General features: G+C 59.1%; 17 protein-coding genes. 8 read left to right on the forward strand and 9 right to left on the reverse strand.

Annotated elements, in window-relative coordinates; translation table 11 throughout:
• Positions 1–135: 135 nt before the first annotated feature.
• The 7 genes from WG924_RS02510 to WG924_RS02540 all read right to left on the reverse strand — a co-directional run bounded on the left by WG924_RS02510 (position 136) and on the right by WG924_RS02540 (position 9,239).
• Complete coding sequence (locus tag WG924_RS02510; RefSeq protein ID WP_345931412.1) at positions 136–1,140, reverse strand: tetratricopeptide repeat protein; 1,005 nt, start codon at positions 1,138–1,140, stop codon at positions 136–138.
• Positions 1,141–1,195: 55 nt separating this feature from the next.
• Positions 1,196–2,278: a DUF4365 domain-containing protein gene (locus WG924_RS02515; protein ID WP_099555769.1), complete on the reverse strand. Its 1,083-nt coding sequence runs from the start codon at positions 2,276–2,278 to the stop codon at positions 1,196–1,198.
• The gene (locus WG924_RS02520; RefSeq protein ID WP_099555770.1) at positions 2,248–3,165 is read right to left on the reverse strand and encodes an HNH endonuclease; all 918 of its coding nucleotides are present in this window, start codon (positions 3,163–3,165) and stop codon (positions 2,248–2,250) included. The genes WG924_RS02515 and WG924_RS02520 overlap by 31 nt, the downstream gene beginning before the upstream one ends.
• Positions 3,166–3,288: 123 nt before the next feature.
• Positions 3,289–5,580, reverse strand: coding sequence for an AAA family ATPase (locus tag WG924_RS02525; protein WP_345931416.1), 2,292 nt, complete (start codon positions 5,578–5,580; stop codon positions 3,289–3,291).
• Between the two features lie 199 nt (positions 5,581–5,779).
• The gene (locus WG924_RS02530) at positions 5,780–6,844 is read right to left on the reverse strand and encodes a BsuBI/PstI family type II restriction endonuclease (RefSeq protein ID WP_345931418.1); all 1,065 of its coding nucleotides are present in this window, start codon (positions 6,842–6,844) and stop codon (positions 5,780–5,782) included.
• Positions 6,841–8,538, reverse strand: a complete 1,698-nt coding sequence (locus WG924_RS02535) for an HsdM family class I SAM-dependent methyltransferase (protein WP_372045145.1) — start codon at positions 8,536–8,538, stop codon at positions 6,841–6,843. The genes WG924_RS02530 and WG924_RS02535 overlap by 4 nt, the downstream gene beginning before the upstream one ends.
• An 89-nt stretch (positions 8,539–8,627) precedes the next feature.
• Positions 8,628–9,239, reverse strand: a complete 612-nt coding sequence (locus WG924_RS02540; protein ID WP_345931422.1) for a recombinase family protein — start codon at positions 9,237–9,239, stop codon at positions 8,628–8,630.
• A gap of 95 nt (positions 9,240–9,334) precedes the next feature.
• On the opposite strand from WG924_RS02540, the gene WG924_RS02545 reads away from it, so the two are divergent.
• Positions 9,335–9,607 carry a transposase gene (locus WG924_RS02545; RefSeq protein WP_245884207.1) on the forward strand — a complete coding sequence of 91 codons (273 nt, stop codon included), beginning with the start codon at positions 9,335–9,337 and terminating at the stop codon, positions 9,605–9,607.
• Positions 9,608–9,801: 194 nt separating this feature from the next.
• Here the strand turns inward: WG924_RS02545 and WG924_RS02550 are convergent, their stop codons facing one another.
• Both WG924_RS02550 and WG924_RS02555 read right to left on the reverse strand, forming a co-directional pair.
• Positions 9,802–10,704: an ImmA/IrrE family metallo-endopeptidase gene (locus WG924_RS02550; protein ID WP_345931426.1), complete on the reverse strand. Its 903-nt coding sequence runs from the start codon at positions 10,702–10,704 to the stop codon at positions 9,802–9,804.
• Positions 10,701–11,024 carry a helix-turn-helix domain-containing protein gene (locus tag WG924_RS02555; RefSeq protein ID WP_076401874.1) on the reverse strand — a complete coding sequence of 108 codons (324 nt, stop codon included), beginning with the start codon at positions 11,022–11,024 and terminating at the stop codon, positions 10,701–10,703. Before WG924_RS02555 ends, WG924_RS02550 begins: the two co-directional genes overlap by 4 nt.
• A gap of 138 nt (positions 11,025–11,162) precedes the next feature.
• On the opposite strand from WG924_RS02555, the gene WG924_RS02560 reads away from it, so the two are divergent.
• The 7 genes from WG924_RS02560 (at position 11,163) to WG924_RS02590 (ending at position 15,653) form a co-directional block, all read left to right on the forward strand.
• Positions 11,163–11,402, forward strand: a complete 240-nt coding sequence (locus WG924_RS02560; RefSeq protein WP_099555776.1) for a DUF2188 domain-containing protein — start codon at positions 11,163–11,165, stop codon at positions 11,400–11,402.
• A gap of 83 nt (positions 11,403–11,485) precedes the next feature.
• Positions 11,486–12,409, forward strand: coding sequence for an AAA family ATPase (locus tag WG924_RS02565; RefSeq protein ID WP_345931431.1), 924 nt, complete (start codon positions 11,486–11,488; stop codon positions 12,407–12,409).
• On the forward strand, positions 12,406–12,882 hold the full coding sequence (locus tag WG924_RS02570; RefSeq protein WP_099555778.1) for a hypothetical protein: 477 nt from the start codon (positions 12,406–12,408) through the stop codon (positions 12,880–12,882). The genes WG924_RS02565 and WG924_RS02570 overlap by 4 nt, the downstream gene beginning before the upstream one ends.
• Positions 12,879–13,379, forward strand: a complete 501-nt coding sequence (locus tag WG924_RS02575) for an HORMA domain containing protein (protein WP_099555779.1) — start codon at positions 12,879–12,881, stop codon at positions 13,377–13,379. Before WG924_RS02570 ends, WG924_RS02575 begins: the two co-directional genes overlap by 4 nt.
• Positions 13,379–14,275 carry a CBASS oligonucleotide cyclase gene (locus WG924_RS02580; RefSeq protein WP_345931433.1) on the forward strand — a complete coding sequence of 299 codons (897 nt, stop codon included), beginning with the start codon at positions 13,379–13,381 and terminating at the stop codon, positions 14,273–14,275. Before WG924_RS02575 ends, WG924_RS02580 begins: the two co-directional genes overlap by 1 nt.
• Positions 14,276–14,308: 33 nt before the next feature.
• A complete protein-coding gene (gene nucC / locus WG924_RS02585) occupies positions 14,309–15,034 on the forward strand; it encodes a CBASS effector endonuclease NucC (RefSeq protein WP_099555781.1) in 726 nt (241 codons plus the stop codon).
• Positions 15,000–15,653, forward strand: a complete 654-nt coding sequence (locus WG924_RS02590) for a hypothetical protein (RefSeq protein ID WP_345931436.1) — start codon at positions 15,000–15,002, stop codon at positions 15,651–15,653. The genes nucC and WG924_RS02590 overlap by 35 nt, the downstream gene beginning before the upstream one ends.
• The last annotated feature ends 449 nt before the right edge of the window (positions 15,654–16,102 follow it).

Consider the following 16,102-nt stretch of genomic DNA (forward strand, 5'->3'; position numbering starts at 1 on the left):
ATTTGGCGAGTTATCGCAGATTATTTGTCAAATATGATTTTCTGATAATCGACCCGCCTCATGAAGTATGTTGCGCCGCTTCGGTGGTGTCGGATGAACCCGAGAATAAGGAAGCTAGGTACCGTATTCACGACTTCAAAAACGTGTGCGTTGATATCGCCATGGTTGGATTGGGCACCCATGACGGTCGGCTTTCTTCCGAACGATCTCCGCCGAAAGCACGTCGTCGATCCGCGCGCGTGCTGCCTCCTCTTTCAAGCCCAGCATTTGTCGTTTTTCAAAGTCGTGCTCCCATAACAGCGCCTCCTGGCATTCAAGGACGGCGGCCCTTTCGGCGAGGACTTTCGGATGCGTATGCAGCCAGCGTACAAAGGCCATAGCATCCGGTGTTCGCTGCCATAGGTCGCCACATTGATTCAGATAGTCCCGAGCCGTTTCCGGTTCGGCAAGGTTCGAGCCGTGCCAGATCGCAAGCGCCGGCGGCTCGGGGTTCCCCGACAACATCTCGGCGACATAGCCGTTCGCGACAAAACCATGGCGCAGCTTGGTCGCGGCAGAGACGTGATTACCGGCCTTCAGGTGCAACAGGGCATGCTCATAGTGAAAAGGCGGGTAGTGGGCGGCTTCATCCGTGAAAATGCGTTCGGCCTTTGCCGTTTCTCCGGCGCGAAGATATTCCGGACCAATCAGGTAGCGGATGCCCTGATTGTCGTTGGGATTCCAGGCAAGCATCCTCTCCATCAGTCGCAGAGCGTTCTTGCGTTGGCCAAGCCGGAGCTGCGACAGGACGACGCCATGTGCCGCGCGCAGAAAGGGGCGATTTTCCAGGAAGCCCCATTCGATCGAACCGGCGTAACCGGCGGGGATCGCACGCTCACCTGCTTCCAAACCCTGAAGGCAGGCTTGGAGTGCAAGCTTGGGTTTGCCTTGCTCCATGAGCGCATGGCCCAGATGGGCATGGCCATCGATGAAGTGGGGGTGACGATCGACGAGCGACTTTAGCATCTTGAGGTACTTTGAAGGCGCGAGCGTCCCGCCGTCGCGCTGTTCAAGCGCATCATCCAGTTCCTCGACGATCCGAGCATAGTCATCGCCATGACGGAAAACGCCGCCGTCATCGAAGAGTTCAAGAGTGATCATAGAGTATATTCCAGAATTGGAGGCTATGCTGAGCGCGGTACATTTGCAGGAGAAATCAAAGTTGAGGCGGATCAACTGAAACCGGACGTTTCCGTAGCCATAGCGACCACCATTGTGGATCATCAGTATGAATGGCTAGCAGTAAAGTAGCGTGGTTCCTGATCTCGTCTGAGATGTTGCCGTCGTTGGCGATCTCGCAAAGGATTTTCAAGCCATCAATCAGAGAGGGGATAATTGCGAACAGTCCATAACCGGAAGAGCCGCGTTCAAATCCCCGATCATCCACAAAATGCAGGAGCGCAACTACCTCTGCCTTCCCGAAGCTCATTACCTCGGCCTGACGCGGGCTGCGGATGGACCATGGAACCTCGTCGCTAAAATATCCCTCGTCCGCATGGCCCATAATGCGGACAAGACCGCGATACACGGAAAAGGACGCATTGGAGCCACGTCGGCGAAATTCTCGGAAAATGGCCTCCCATGTCTCGGTTTCCCGACGGAAGCGTGCGAGAAGCACCCGCGTGCCGAGGTCGTGGGTCCCAGAATCCGCGTCTACCGCCCAGGCTAAAGCTGTCTCAAGATTTATCCGCGGCGGTTCGCCGAGAAGTGTAGGTAGCAAGACCTTCTCAAACCCGTGTCCATCGAACCTATTCCAATCTTGCTTCGAAAAGGTCACGGTTTTGCCGGCGGTTCCGGAACTGTGCGAACGGGCTTCCTCCCTCAGATCCACCCACCAAGCACACTCGGCATCAGGATCGTAGACAACGCCGAGAGTGGTGAACGGATGCCGCGCCCAGAAAGTGAGCTGCGCTCTGGTCGCTGAAAACTTACAGGTCTTCGCCCGGCAGAAGCTCCGACCGGCCTTAATCTGTAGCGCGATCTCCATTGGAGTGACTTCCTCGTCGTCCACGAGGAGGACGAAGGCGTCGTGGCCATAATCACTGGCGCGGTCGATCTCTTTGAAAACGCAGTTTGCGTCTTCCACCACCGTGCGAACATGGGCTACGCCTTTGCGCTCGATAGCGTTTGTGCGCTTGCGAATGGGCAGCCTGCGTTGCTTTCCGGGCGCGCTAGCGCTTCTCACTTGACCTGTCTTCGATACCCGCTTCATCCGAGAAACCGATTGTTCTGATGCCATTCAAGCGCCTCCGCAGAGGGGCGGGCGTCAATCTGCTCAGGTTGAATAAGACGCTGACCATGAAGTTCATAGTAATGTCGACCGTTGTCGAAATCCTCCTTTAAGCGCCGCCCCACTTCAAACCGACCATCTGTTGTGGCCGTAACATATCCAAGATCAAAAAGACGGTGTATGTCCGTGCGCAAAAGCATTCCATTGTTCAGCTCGTGGGATCCTCCCTCCGAGAAGGCTCGAATGTGGGCAGCATCGAGAATCGGCAAAGTCTTCTCGCCTGTCACGGCACACCTTCGTTCATAGCTGTCGGTCACCGCGATGCGGAACGTTCCCTGACCGAGGCGCGGTGCGACGAGCCGAGGAGGTCCGAAACGGACAATCTCGTCCGATGTTGAGAGCTGTCGCGCAGCAAGGCGGATCTGAATCGCGTCCCACAAACCTCGCCCCTCGGGTTCATCGGTATCGAATCCCTTGCCCACAACAATGCTGGGCGCCCAGGACTCCGGAACAGGGATCCAGTCCTCTGGCGGAAAAAAGAAGGGCTGCTCCAGAAGTCGGCAACCAATTTGGGGATCGGCTCGCGGATCGAAAGGCTCACGCCGGTAACGAGCAACGCGCTCGCGCATCTGCAGCAGGGAGCTTGCACCGTTTGACTCGCCAAAAGCCTCCCAAGCCAGCGATGTGGGTGCGAGCGAGGCGTGGGCAAATATTCCCCCACCAACAATGAAGTTGTTCGGGCTGTGCAGCTTGAACAGGAAGAGCTCACCGGAGCGAAGCGCGCGGAATTTAGTGCGTCCACTCGGCTGCCAGAAATTAACTTCCTCGATTCCTGGCCGACGGGAGAGGTAATCATACCAGTCTCTATCGGTCATGCCGACGAATAGCTTGACCATTACCGCTCGTCACTCCACGCCGCCCGCGTTCCTGTCGGACTCTCGATTTCGGCAAGAATGACTTTAGTGAGCCACTCCTGCATTGCCGCGACATCCCACACGTCGATCGTCATCGCCATCTATCTACCCGCGCTTCGCGAACGCGAGCACACGCGTGCAGAAGTGCGTGAGTTCTTGGTCGTTGATCGCCTCGGTTTCGTAGGCTGCATTTGTGTCGTGATGGAAGCGGTTGGCGTAGACGAGAATTGCCCGCAGTTCGTCAATATCGGCCTGAACCAAAAGCTCATTCTGCTGCCCGACCCGCTGCTGACAAATTCCGAGGTAAGGTCCGAGCAACATTCCCGGTGGGAATGCCGCTGGATAAGCGACCCGCATGAAGGCTTCTAGGATATGGCGTAGCGCCGCCGCCACCCGGCGCTCTACTGCCGGATCGCCCGCGTTCAAATAGGCGGACACGAGCGCGTGCCGGCGATCATGTTCGGTGATGCAGTCCTGTTTGACGTCCCACGCGGCGAGAGTGGAGCCGGCCCCGTCACGTCTAATGAGGATCGCCTGACGGCCTACCGGATCTGCACCTTCCCAGAGCTGGCATAAGAATGGTTTGGAGTGTGAAAGCACTATCACTTGGCTCACCCGTGCGAGCAACCTGCGCATCTCCTGGACGGTGGTCAGCGCGCGATGTTCGTCCAGGCTCGTCATGGGGTCGTCGATGACGACGATCTTGTGCGCGAGCTGCGGATCTTGGTCCAGCGAGGCGAAGAAGAAGGCGAGCGCGAGGGTGTTGCGGTCGCCGGCGCTAAGAGTGTTGCGGAACGCTGGACCGGCGTCCGAAGTGACCGCTATCGCGACATTGTTGATGACGACGTTGTAGCTGCAAGACGACCCGCCACGCGTGTTGACGGGACTTACGGAGCCTAGCCGGAACCCCGCATTGAAGCGCTGGAGATACGTGTTGATGGCTGCTTCGTAGGCGGGGAAGATGTTTTGACGATAGTTGTCGAGAGCCGTGCGCGCCTGCCTGCGCTGGCCCTCGGTAGCGGTCTTCGCTGCCTTTTCGGCGACATAGTCAGCACAGAACGCGTTGACTGGATCGCTGTGACGGGTCTTGACGGCCTGCAGCCGCGTGAGGTCGGCGGTTAGCGCGGCGAGATTGGCCGCGGCTGCCTGCTCCTTCACGATCGCAATGGGCGCATTGCACGCTTGGAGCGCATTCGAAATCGTGTCGACGACCGAGCGGTGGGCATCATATTCCGTGATCAGCGTGATGGTCTCTTGTGCCAGCTCCGTGCGGTCGAGGGGGGCGGCGGCCTTCGCGCGCAGCGTAGTTAGAACGACCTCCCGCGCGGCGGTCCAGGCGCGCAGGATTGCGGCGGTATCGACGTTCAATTCGGGAACGTCAGTGAAAGCGCTCCAGAATGTGCGGCTCTGGCCTGCAATGCGCACGGCCCTTTCAAATGCTGCCGGCACTTCTTCGCCGTGCGTGGTGTTGATGCCTTGGCCGACGTCGTTGATGGACGCTCTCAAACCCGCATAGGCATCGCTGAAATAAGCCTGGTAGTGGCGGATCACGGGAGAGGCAGCCAGGTCCTGGGCACAGAAGGGACAGACTTGGTGGTCGTGGCCCTCTGACGCCGTCGCGATGCGCGCCATCCCGTCGCCAACCCAAGTCTCGCCGCCCCGGCCTAGGCTGCGTAGATGCGTGCGTACGCGGGCAGCGGCTTCTGCTTCAAGATCAGGAAGTGAACGGGCCAAAAGATCGTTCAGTCCCGCGACGTCGAAGGCAGGCAGAGAGAGCGGCAAGAACTCGGCGTGCTGTCGGATGGCGTCGGCTGACTTCCCGGCGCTGAGATTTCGTTCAGCGACGGCGATCGCCGCGTCGATGTTTTGATCGGCGGGGAGGGCGCAGAAGTCGTCGACACTTAGGTCCCCGCGGGCGGCCGCCGGGATTACGTTGCTCTTCTGGGTGAGGGTTCGATTATGCTCCTCGATCCGCGCAACGTGGACCTGCAGCGTTGCGTTGAGGACGACGCCCTGCGCGCCCAGGATCAGCTCATGGAGATTCTGGCGGTGGCCGGCGGCAATTTCGACGCCCGAGCAGACATTGGCCGCTACGAAAGCGTCGTCGAAGATTGCGATCTCCGGCATCGGGGCTGGCCAGGCGCCGTTTTGAAATTGGATCGGACCGCCTGCAAAGCCGAGTACGACGTGTGGAGGATTAGCGGCGCCTAGTCGGTGTCGTTCCAGAACAAGCTCGGAGGCGCCGGAATTGAGCGAACGGAGGATCGAGGCGAGCGTGGTCTTGCCGCGCCCATTTTCCGCGTAAATAAGCGTAAGTTGCGCGAACGGGAGTTGGGCGCCTGCATTTACCGAGTCGAACTGGCCTATATTTCTCAACAACTGGATACGTTCGAGCAAAGCGGCGTCCCCCCAAGATCACATCGCGTTTCTTCTGGTAACCATTCGGTGAATCTTGTTGGTTTGCCAAGAGGTCCGGACCCCGCATTCCGCAGAAACCCCGGCGTTTGATCTTAGATCAGAGAACGGCGTCCCGCAGGGTCTCCCCAACACGGATCAGGGCCGCCTCGCGACATCACACCAGAGCCACCGGGAAGCTTTAGCTGCCCTCGATCGAGAGCGGCTTTCCGCTGAAGACGATGAGGCTGTCCGGCTCAGAGGCAAACCACGCGTAGCTGCCCCAGGCAAGACTGCTGACCGTCTTGCGGAAGGGCTGTCCCGCACGATCAAGATAGGCGGTCACGAAGGCAACGTGTTCGGATGGAAACCCGGCGCCCTCCGAAATCTGGAGTAGAGCGGTCTTGCGTGCTTCGTTCACCGGCCCATCGGTGTGTACCACCTCGACAAAGATCAGCAGGGGATGGGCGGGACCCAAGTCTACCAGCACAATGTCGGGCAGGCTCTTGTCGGCCGGGATCGTCAGGCCGATCGCTTTGGCCAGTTCGTCATCCCGCGCAACAACCTTGTTGCCGCTTTCGCTCAAGGCGATCACACCAGGCTTCTTGAGGAATTTCGACGCAAAGACCTCGATAACGGCCTTTGAGATGTCCGCGCTGGGACCAGTACTCATCCGGCGCGTTTCGCCGTTCGGAAACGTAACGAGTTCATATTCGCCGCCGCCGGCCGCGCCTTTGCGGACGATGGCGATACGCGCAAGCGCCCCGGCGTTAAGGTGCTTTGTCCGCCAGGCGGCCGCCTTTGCGATGAATGTTGCCTCGTCCAGATCTGGTGTCAGCAGCGCCGCGAAATCGGCTTGCAGCGCGTACCGCCCGGCCGGCGACGTCGTCGATAATCCAGGCCGCTCAATGACAGCGCCGTTCTGGATCAACGCATATCGGATCGTGTCGTCGCGGATCGATTCCCGCGTGTTTACTGCGTACCAGCGGCCCGGCACATCGGCCTTGCTCGGCCGGATCGACGCCTTCGCCCACTCCAGCCGCGCATCGTCGCCGGTCTGGCCGGCCTGTTGGTCGGTCATGCGAGTGACCTGATCCGGGCGTATCCAGTTGTTCGTTCCTTCCACGGCGCCAACGTAAATCATAACGAAGATGGTCTTCGCCGAAATCTCCCAAATCGAGCGATCACGGTTTGCCGATCCCTCCGGAAAGATCACCGGTAGCCGGGCATGGATCTCGTTCCAAGGCAGAAGCGGTGGGAGGCTCATGCCTTAAGTCCATAGGCGTCGCGCAGGGCCTTCTCTATTGCGGCTCGCGTCGCGCCCCGACGGACCAATTGCTCGATCGGGGCCATGGCGGAAGCCGGGGGCAGAGGGATGGCTTCCAGCTCGAAGGCGGAAACGGCAACGCTGCCGCTGATGCAGCGGAACACCTGATCAATCGTTTCGCTATTCAGAACGGCAGCGACGGCGGCCGGCGAGACCTTCGGCGCGCCCACCGCGCGCACCATATTGAGGTGGTTCTCGACGACAACGCCGCCATGCGTCTCTATGAATTCCTGCGACAGCTCGGCCGCGATGAGGCGGCGCTGCTGCTCCTTAGCAGTGGTGCGCTGGACCAGCACACAGCTCCGGTCGACAACCAGCCATTCATCGCCCTTTTCAGGTTTGAAGAAGGGAGCATGGTTCTTCTTGTCGGCGCGGAACACGAAACGGCCGTCGGCGGTCACAGCTTCCGCCCAGATGAGGGGATGGAGGCCCCGGCCGGCTCTGGCGCGCATTTGTGGCTTGAAGCGATTCCATACGAGCGGGCCTGTTGAAACCTCATAGCCCCAGTCAGCCAGCCGAGACGGCAGATCTTCGGCCGCGGCGATCAGCGCGACGTGAGCAGGCTCCCGCGGCGCGAGCCAGGGTGCGGTAGCGTCGGCGGGCAGGCCTACCTTGCCGTTCTTGGTGAGCCGCGCCTGCCGCTCGCTGTCGACGTTGAGGTAATGCACTTGGAATCGCGTGCGGGCGCCGCCCTTCTGATAAAGGGCGAGAAGCGTTTCCTGAAGCACGTCTTCAAAGACGCCCTTGCGCGCATGGACGAAGTCGATGGCGACGGGTGGAGCCTCCTCGGCCAGCAATTTCCGGAGCGCTGCGTAATACTGCCCGCCTAGCACGCTCGTCGGCGTGAGGTAAGCGATGACACCGCCGGGGCGTGTCCATCGCAGCGCTATGTCCGTGAACACGCCATAAAGATTGGCATGGCCGTAAAGGCTACGAGCATAGCGGGCACGCTGCGCGGCCGTCAGCTGTATCCGACCATAGGGCGGATTGCCGACAACGAGGTCGTAGATCGCATGCGCCTGCTCTTCCAGCGTGTCGCAAACCTTGACGAATACAGGCACATCGCGGCCGCTCGCCCATGCGAGGTCGGCAAGAGAGATCTCCAAGGCGGCTTGCGAGAGAGAGGCTGCGTGCGGGTCCAACTCCATGCCGGAAAGGCGGGTGCCGAGCTGTGCGAGGATGAAGGCGGGCTCGCTGCCTGCCAGGCTGGCGCGCATCCTTGCGGCCGCTTCCAGAAGAAAAGCGCCTCCACCGCTGGCGGGATCGAGCACGCGCGCCGTTTTCCAGTCAACCCCGCCCTCTGTTGCCAGATCAAGGAGGCGCTGGGTCAATGCGGCAGGCGTGTAGAACGCCCCGAGGGAGCTGCGCTCCTTGCCGGGCAGGAGGGTCGTGTAGAGGCTAGTCAGGGCATTGCAGCCCTCCGTGATGGGCAGAGCGGCCGCAATGCGGCCCATGGAGTCGGCTAGTTGCTCCGCCGTGGCGTCCAGCTTGCCTTTCGTATTTGCGAAGGGTGGGCTCAATTTCACCCCCGGCGCGACTTCTTCGGCAAATATTTCCAGTGCGGCGCGCGCGAACCTCGCAGCGTGGCCGGTGCGCCTTGTTTCGGGGATAGTTTCAGACCACGCGCGCGCCATTATCCGCGCACGGGTCAATTCAATACGGATCGGCTCTAGGTCCAGAGCCTTGGGCTCGCGAAGCGGTTTCGGTTTCGACAGCACCACGTTCATGCAGCTTGGCCTCCCCTGGCATGTTGAACGTCGAGTGCGCGATAGAGCGTCGATCGCCCGACCTGCAGTGTGCGGGCAATATCTGCCGGACGCTCGCCAGCCTCCAGCAAGGCGCGCGCGCGTCTCACCTGTTCGGCATTCATCGCCTTTCGGCGCCCGATCTGGACACCACGCATGCGCGCCGCGGCCAGTCCGGCTTTGGTGCGCTCTGCGATCAGCGCCCGTTCAAATTCGGCGAGGGAGCCCATTAGGTGAAACACGCGGCGACCGCCATCGGTCGTCGTGTCGATGTTCTCGGAGAGGGATTGGAAGCCGCAGCCCTTGTCGCCGAGTTCCTGGACAATGGTGATGAGGTGAGAAAGGGAGCGGCCGAGGCGGTCGAGTTTCCAGACCACGAGAACACCGTCCGAGCCGCACTGTTCCAGCGCCTCGTCGAGGCCTGGGCGCTTGGTTGATGTGCCGGAAGTCCGATCCTCAAAAATCTTCCTGCAGCCAGCGAGGCGCAAGGCTCGGCGCTGCTGGTTCAGGTCCTCGTCGTCGGTCGAAGCTCGCACATAGCCTATTTTCATAAGCTTCTTTTGGGACAGAGTTTCGGGACACGCAAGCATCTGAACTCATCCTACCTGCAAACGGTCCCAAAATAGGTCCTTTCCGGGACGGTGTTGCCGTTTAGCAACTCTATCGGAACATAACATGAACGCAAGTGGAAATCTACGGCGCAGAGTTAAGTTGCTCTCGTCATCGACCAGCGAAGCTAGGGATTCTTACCCAGCCAGAGTTGTTTATCGCCTTAGAGATCGGAACAAGATCGGCGTTGGCATCACGATGGAGGGACTGCGCAATGCAGACAGAGCAAGCTAAAGCGCATTGCCGAAAACGCATGCAGACCGTTAAACTCGCGTTCGGCATAATCAACAGCGCCATCGGCTTCAGACGCTTCTCTCTGCGTGGTCTGGCGAAAGTCGCCGCCGAGTAGACACTCGTCACCTTGGGTTATAACTGCCGTCGCATGACGACGCTGATGGCGCACCCGTGAACGTGAGACGGCCCGTCTTCTACCCGCATAAATTTGTCAACTCGACAGCCTGCTAGGTCCCCGGTGCGAAAATCACCAGCCATTAGCCAGCGAGCGCTGTGACGCAAATCTTCATCGAGCGCGATACTTCCTCGTCACCATTCGCGCCGGTCAGTCTGGGGCATCATTTTGTCGAAGACATCGGGTTCATCTTCAGATTCAAAGGAAGCGAATGGCCGTGCGTCATCGAGCAGAAGCAGCGAAATCGCGAAATCGTACTGCTCGGCGAACACCGTCATCTCCCGCACAGGTTCTCGGAACCAGACACCGGCCCCATGATCGATAGTCGCCCTGCCGCCAACGAGCAGGTCCTGTTTGACGGGAAGCGATGTCGCCGGAATCTCGATCGGTCCTGACGACGTGCGGAAGAACGCACCGGTTTTCAGCGCGGATGGGCTTGAACGGGCCCAAAGAATGAAATCGTCGCGGGATACAACGAGGACCGCTCGCTTCTGCGTATAGCTGAGCCAACGCAATGTCGCAGCGATGAGCGAAACACGATACCGATCCGCGCAATGCGCGATCATGTCGAGATCGACCTTGTCCCTTTCCGGGATCTGGTGGCGGAAGTCATCGAGCGGCATCAGAAAGTTTGCAGCGAACACGTTTGCCTGGTGCTCTACCTGTCCATATTCAGAATCCCAGCGAACCACATCCTGTTCACCGCAGCGGAAGCCATTCGGATACGCCGACCGATGCAGCAGGAAGTGGCCGAACTCGTGAGCCAGGGTGAAGTTGATCCGACCCTTCGAGCTGATCCGGTTGTTGTAGATTATCCCCCAGCCCTTGCGGCCAGCCGGGGCTTTGAATAGCGCACCATCGAAACCCGGCAGATTTTCACCCTGAACGCTAATAATCGGGTCATCTGGAAATCGTTGCACCGTGTATTCCCGTGCCACCGCCGGAATATCGATCGGAAAACGATCCGCCCCGAACACAGCGTTCAGGAGATGAGTAATCTCGAAAGCCCAGCGCTCGGGTGACGGGGCGCGCGTCATTCGTCGTCACCCAACAGGTCAGCCATGCGTCGAATCTTGTCTTTGGTAGCGGCGTCCATTTTTCTGTATTTGCGAAAAAAAGCGTTGTCTGTGGCGTCTTCGACGCCGACCTTCTCGGTCGTGTCGATAAGGTAGTCAGCCGTGACACCGAGAACCGCCGCAATCTTTGCAACCTTATCGGCCGAGGGGCGGGGCGGATTCTTGTTCTCGAGCTCCCAAATGTAGCTTTTGCTCGATTCAGCGAGTTCAGCGAGTTTGTCGAGGGTGTAGCCCTTCGCCTTTCGCAGATCCCGGATCTTGTCGCCTAGTGGCGTCGACACGTCATGCTCTCCATACTCCAAATCATCTCTGTTCAGAGTAGCGATATATGTGGTCCTTGACAACGCGCATTTCGCCTCCCATATTAAGTTCGGAGTAGCGGTATTTTTTATTTTATCACCCTGAGGAAGGATCAAGATATGGCGGATAAGCGCGGACCAGATACCCATCATGTAGTGCCAAACCACGATGGTGGCTGGGATGTTAAGCGTGGCGGCGGTGAGCGCGCCTCGGGACATTTCGATAGGAAGCAAGATGCAATCGACTACGGCCGGCAGGTGAGCCGCAATCAGGAAACCGAACTGCGCATCCATAACAAGGATGGCCGCATCGGCCAGAGCGACAGCCACGGGCGCGATCCCAATCCGCCGAAGGGCTGACCGCCAACGCCGCGCCTGTCCAGGCGCGGCGTTTTTATGAGGCACATTCAACCACCGCCGCAGGCGGCACGAGGCAAACGAAGATGCAAAAGCTGACGGCGGTGCAGAACGAGGATTTCAACCAACCAAAGGGTATCCAGCGCGCACGCCGGCTTCCCGATCCCGCGCTCGGAGCCTTGTGGAATTCGATCATCCTAGATGAGCGCATGAAGGCCCAGCTCCTCTCGCAGGCGATGTTGAACTTCACGATGCGCGGAAAGGTCGACCGTAGTGTCATTCCGTTACACGGCGTGATTCTGCTGGTCGGGCCGCCCGGAACTGGCAAGACCTCTCTTGCTCGGGGGGTGGCGCATCGTATCGCCGAAACATTTCCGGGCGGCGGGTTCCGCCTGCTCGAAGTCGAGCCGCACGCGCTTACCAGTTCGGCAATGGGCAAGACCCAGCGTGCGGTATCGGAGCTGTTCTCACAGTCGATCGCCGAAGCCGCCGCCGCGGGACCGACGATTGTGCTCCTCGATGAAGTCGAGACGCTTGCCGCCGACCGGTCAAAAATGAGCCTGGAGGCCAATCCGATCGATATCCACCGCGCGACTGACGCTGTGCTCGTTCAGCTCGATGCGCTGGCCGAGCGGCATCCGAACCTGTTGTTCCTTGCCACCAGCAACTTTCCCCAGGCGGTCGATGCGGCCTTCACCTCGCGCTGTGACCTGGTCGTCCATGTGCCGCTGCCCGATCGGGAAGCGTGCGGGCTTATCCTGAAGGATTGCCTGACCGGCCTCAGCAAGACCTACCCGGCGATAGCGAAATTGCCCAACTCGCCGGGTTTCGACCGCTGCGCAGCCGAATGCGTCGGGCTCGACGGACGCGCCATCCGCAAGATGGTGGCCAACGCTTTGGCCAGCAGCCCGCAAACGGCCATGAATCCGGAACGTGTGACGATCGAAGATCTGTTTGCTGCGGCACGGGCCGCCAAGTCGGGCCGTATTTCGGGAGGCAAGGCGTCATGAGCACCGTTGCCAGCCGCACATTCAAGAGCACGCCCGAGCGCGACGCCTCACGGACCTGGACGGCGATCGTCGATCTATTGACTCAGGGCAATGCCGGAGATGCACGGACGGAGCTTCTTGCCGTCTCCGGTGTCGCCGCCAGTGTGATCTCTGATCAGGCGCCGAAGTATGCCGCCATCACGGTGACCTGCGATGGTCCACGCACGCGGATCTATTGCCTCTATGACGATGACGCCATCGAGGGTTCCGGTGCGAACGAAGACGCCCTTGGCTTTGACCCGCTGAAAGGGGACTGGCGGGTGTCGCTGCCTTGCTTGGCTGACGATCTCGCATGGGTCCAGGGCGCGCTCAAGAAGCACAGCACCCGCATCACGGCGCGCGATCTCGATGCGGCTGTCTCCAGCGCCGACGGGGCGGCGACCGCGAAATCACAGACCCTTGTGTTCGATCCGAAAGGGTTTCTGGGCTCATGACCAACGTCGCCGTCAACACTTATACCCACTCTGTCACCTATGTGGCGGACAACATTCTCAAAAGCTTGAAGGATATCATCCGCCTTGTGGGCCTCGATCCAACCGAGTTTGTCGGCGACTGGGAATTGCACATGCGCGGTGTCCAGACCTGGCTGAACACAGGCGACCTCGAAACCGTAAAGCTGGAAATCTACAATCCGAAAACGGACGCGCTGATTTTCCGGTGGGACATCGACATCGCCTACGGCTGGTCCGGCGGCGACGGCAGCTTCTGGACGGATACTGAACAGCTCAAATACGCCATCAGAAAGGCGGGGCTGGTTCCGAGCGAGGCGCGGTATCGACTCCTTCTTCAAAGCAAGCCTGGCCGTCCCGACGTGGCCGGTTGGAGCAAGGCGAGCGGCCGTTCGACGGAGGGCATGGTTCGCCAAAGCCTCGGGACGACCGTCGAGCACAGCGGCCTCGGCGCCAGCACATCTTATCTGAGGAGAGCCTGATGCTCACGATCGACGAAGCGTTTCGCAAATTCAAAAGCCGCCTGGAGTTGAACGATCGAGAGCAGGCAAACGCCTCGGCGCGCCAGAAAGAGGTCCGGGATTATCTCGACACCAAGTTCAAGATCGATCGGAGTTTCCTGACCGGATCCTATGCCCGCTGGACCAAGACGAAGCCGTTGAAGGACGTCGACATATTCTTCGTCTTGAAATCCTCAGAGGATCACTACCGCTCGAAGGCGCCGTCTGTGGTGTTGACCGACTTTCACAATGCCCTCGTCGAAAAATATGGTGACAAGGCCAGGAAGCAGAACCGCTCAATCAACGTCGATTTCGGCGTGAAGGCCGATGCCGAGGACAATACCGATTACCGCGTCATCAGCGTCGATGTCGTCCCTGCGTTCGACAAGGATGACGACTTCGAGATTCCCGACAACGAACTCGGCAAGTGGATTGGGACCAACCCTCAGACCCATGCAGCGGAGGCCACCGCCGCGCACCAGGCCTATTCCAACGAATGGAAGGGACTCGTGCGGATGGTGAAATATTGGAACAATAATCCCAAGCATGGCGAGAAGCCGGTGAAGCCTTCGTTCTTGATCGAAGTGATGGCAATGCAATGCCTTTATGGCGGCTGGGGTGGCAGCTTTGACCGGGAGATCCAGGGATTCTTTGCGACGCTCGCGGCCCGGATCTTCGATGAGTGGCCCGACCCCGCCGGCCTTGGCCCGCCGATCAGCAACGGCATGGACACCGCGCGGAAGACGCGGGCGCGCGATCTTCTGCTCGCGGCAGAACGCGAAGCAACTCTTGCAATCGACCATGTCCGCCACGGCCGGAACGGCCAGGCGTTGCGCGCCTGGCGTGAATTATTTGGCCCGAAATTTCCGCTGTCGTAACGGTAGCCAACAGAAACTCAGTGAGGTTTGCCGATGTCGGAATGGTCCTTGTCCCAGCTTCTCTCCTCGTTGCATGAAGATATTCAGCAGCGCCTCGCGACCGTCCGGAAATCGTTCAACCATCCGGGGACGAAGGGCGATGCCAGCGAGAATGTCTGGATCAGCATGTTGGAGACGTATTTGCCGAAGCGCTATCAGGCCGCCAAGGCGCATGTGGTCGATAGCTTGGGAAACTTCAGCCAACAGATCGATGTCGTGATCTTCGATCGCCAGTATTCGCCGTTCATCTTCACCTATGAGAACGAGACAATCATCCCGGCCGAAAGCGTCTACGCCGTTTTCGAGGCAAAGCAGACGGCGGACGCTAGCTTGGTCGCCTACGCGCAGGAAAAGATTGCAAGCGTCAGACGCCTCCACCGCACGAGCCTTCCGATTCCATACGCCCACGGCGTCTATCCGGCGAAACCCTTGATCCCGATCCTAGGCGGCCTCCTGACCTTTGAAAGCGAATGGAGCCCCGCGCTCGGAGCCTCATTTGAGAAATCCCTGGTAGCCAATATCGGCGACGGGCGGCTCGATATGGGTTGTGTCGCGTCGCACGGCCATTTCTTCTTCGATCAAGCCGTATCGAGCTATAAGTTCGTCAACGAGAACAAGCCGGCGACGGCGTTCTTGTTCAAGTTGATATCGCAGCTTCAGTTTAGCGGCACCGTACCAATGATCGATGTCGAAGCTTACGGTCAGTGGCTTACGAAATGACTTGATGGGGTTGGCGATGCACTCTCTCACGGACTTCCTAGCCAGCCTGCCTGGCATCATGCCCATTAAGACAAGAAAGCTCGTCCTTGAAGGAGGTGTTCTGTCGAAAGCTGATCGCGCCGATATCTACATGCGCGAAAGGAATTGGCTCGATCTCGTTCTTGAGGTTGGTCCTGATGCGGCCGCGGCGATCCTGTCAGCCTACAAGGACGGACGCCTTCCAATGAAGAGAGGCTGTACGCCAACGAATGCGCCGGAAGCAGAGGCTTATCTTGCCGAAGGAGGCAAACTTAGGGAGCAGCTCGCGGAGAGAAGGAGGAGGGAGCAAGCGGTCAATAACCCATCGCTCATTCTAGAGCGCGATCTCATGGATCATCGCCTGATCGACAGCGCTTTTATTGCTAACAGTGGCACCGGATCAGGTTCGATGGTGTTGGCGGGCATCACGGTGCATAAGCAGGTCATTGGCTACAAGAGCAACAGCGGGAAGAGCACCGGTTGGCGCGTTCGGTTTGACTGGATAGGATCGGATGGTCAGCCTCGGCACTCCGAGACGGTCCCGCCGGAGGCCGACAATCGACGCAACGACCCTGATCGAAACTGGGGCTTGCATGAATGACGGCGCGACAAAGTGTGGATGGAGCAGGCCAGCTCTTTTGGTTTGCGATGGATGGATCGCTCTAGCGGGGCGTGATAGATTGTGTTGACGGTACTTTTTGCGATCGAGTCGAGTGTGCGACCGAACACCGTGAGAGCGAAAATCGGCCGATTGGCTCCGATAGTTGGCGAGACGCCAAAAATATTTTTCCGGCGATTTTCCCTTTAAAATCAAAAGCGTAACTTTTTGACGGCCTCTACGTCGGCAATTTCTCCCCATCAGAAACCATTTACAAGCAATTTCAATGGGTTGTGTGCCTTTTAACAATCGAGTGGGAATGATTTTTGCCTATCCGAGCGTATCCGAAAAGACGCTTCGGTACGACGTAATACGCTGAAGAATAATAATAATCCAGCCTATGTCTATCGAGTGCTATCGGTGGGCATAGAGCGCGTCTGGCGGGCTCGCTT

The sequence above is a fragment of the Tistrella arctica genome, assembly GCF_039630945.1.
Lineage (GTDB): Bacteria > Pseudomonadota > Alphaproteobacteria > Tistrellales > Tistrellaceae > Tistrella > Tistrella bauzanensis.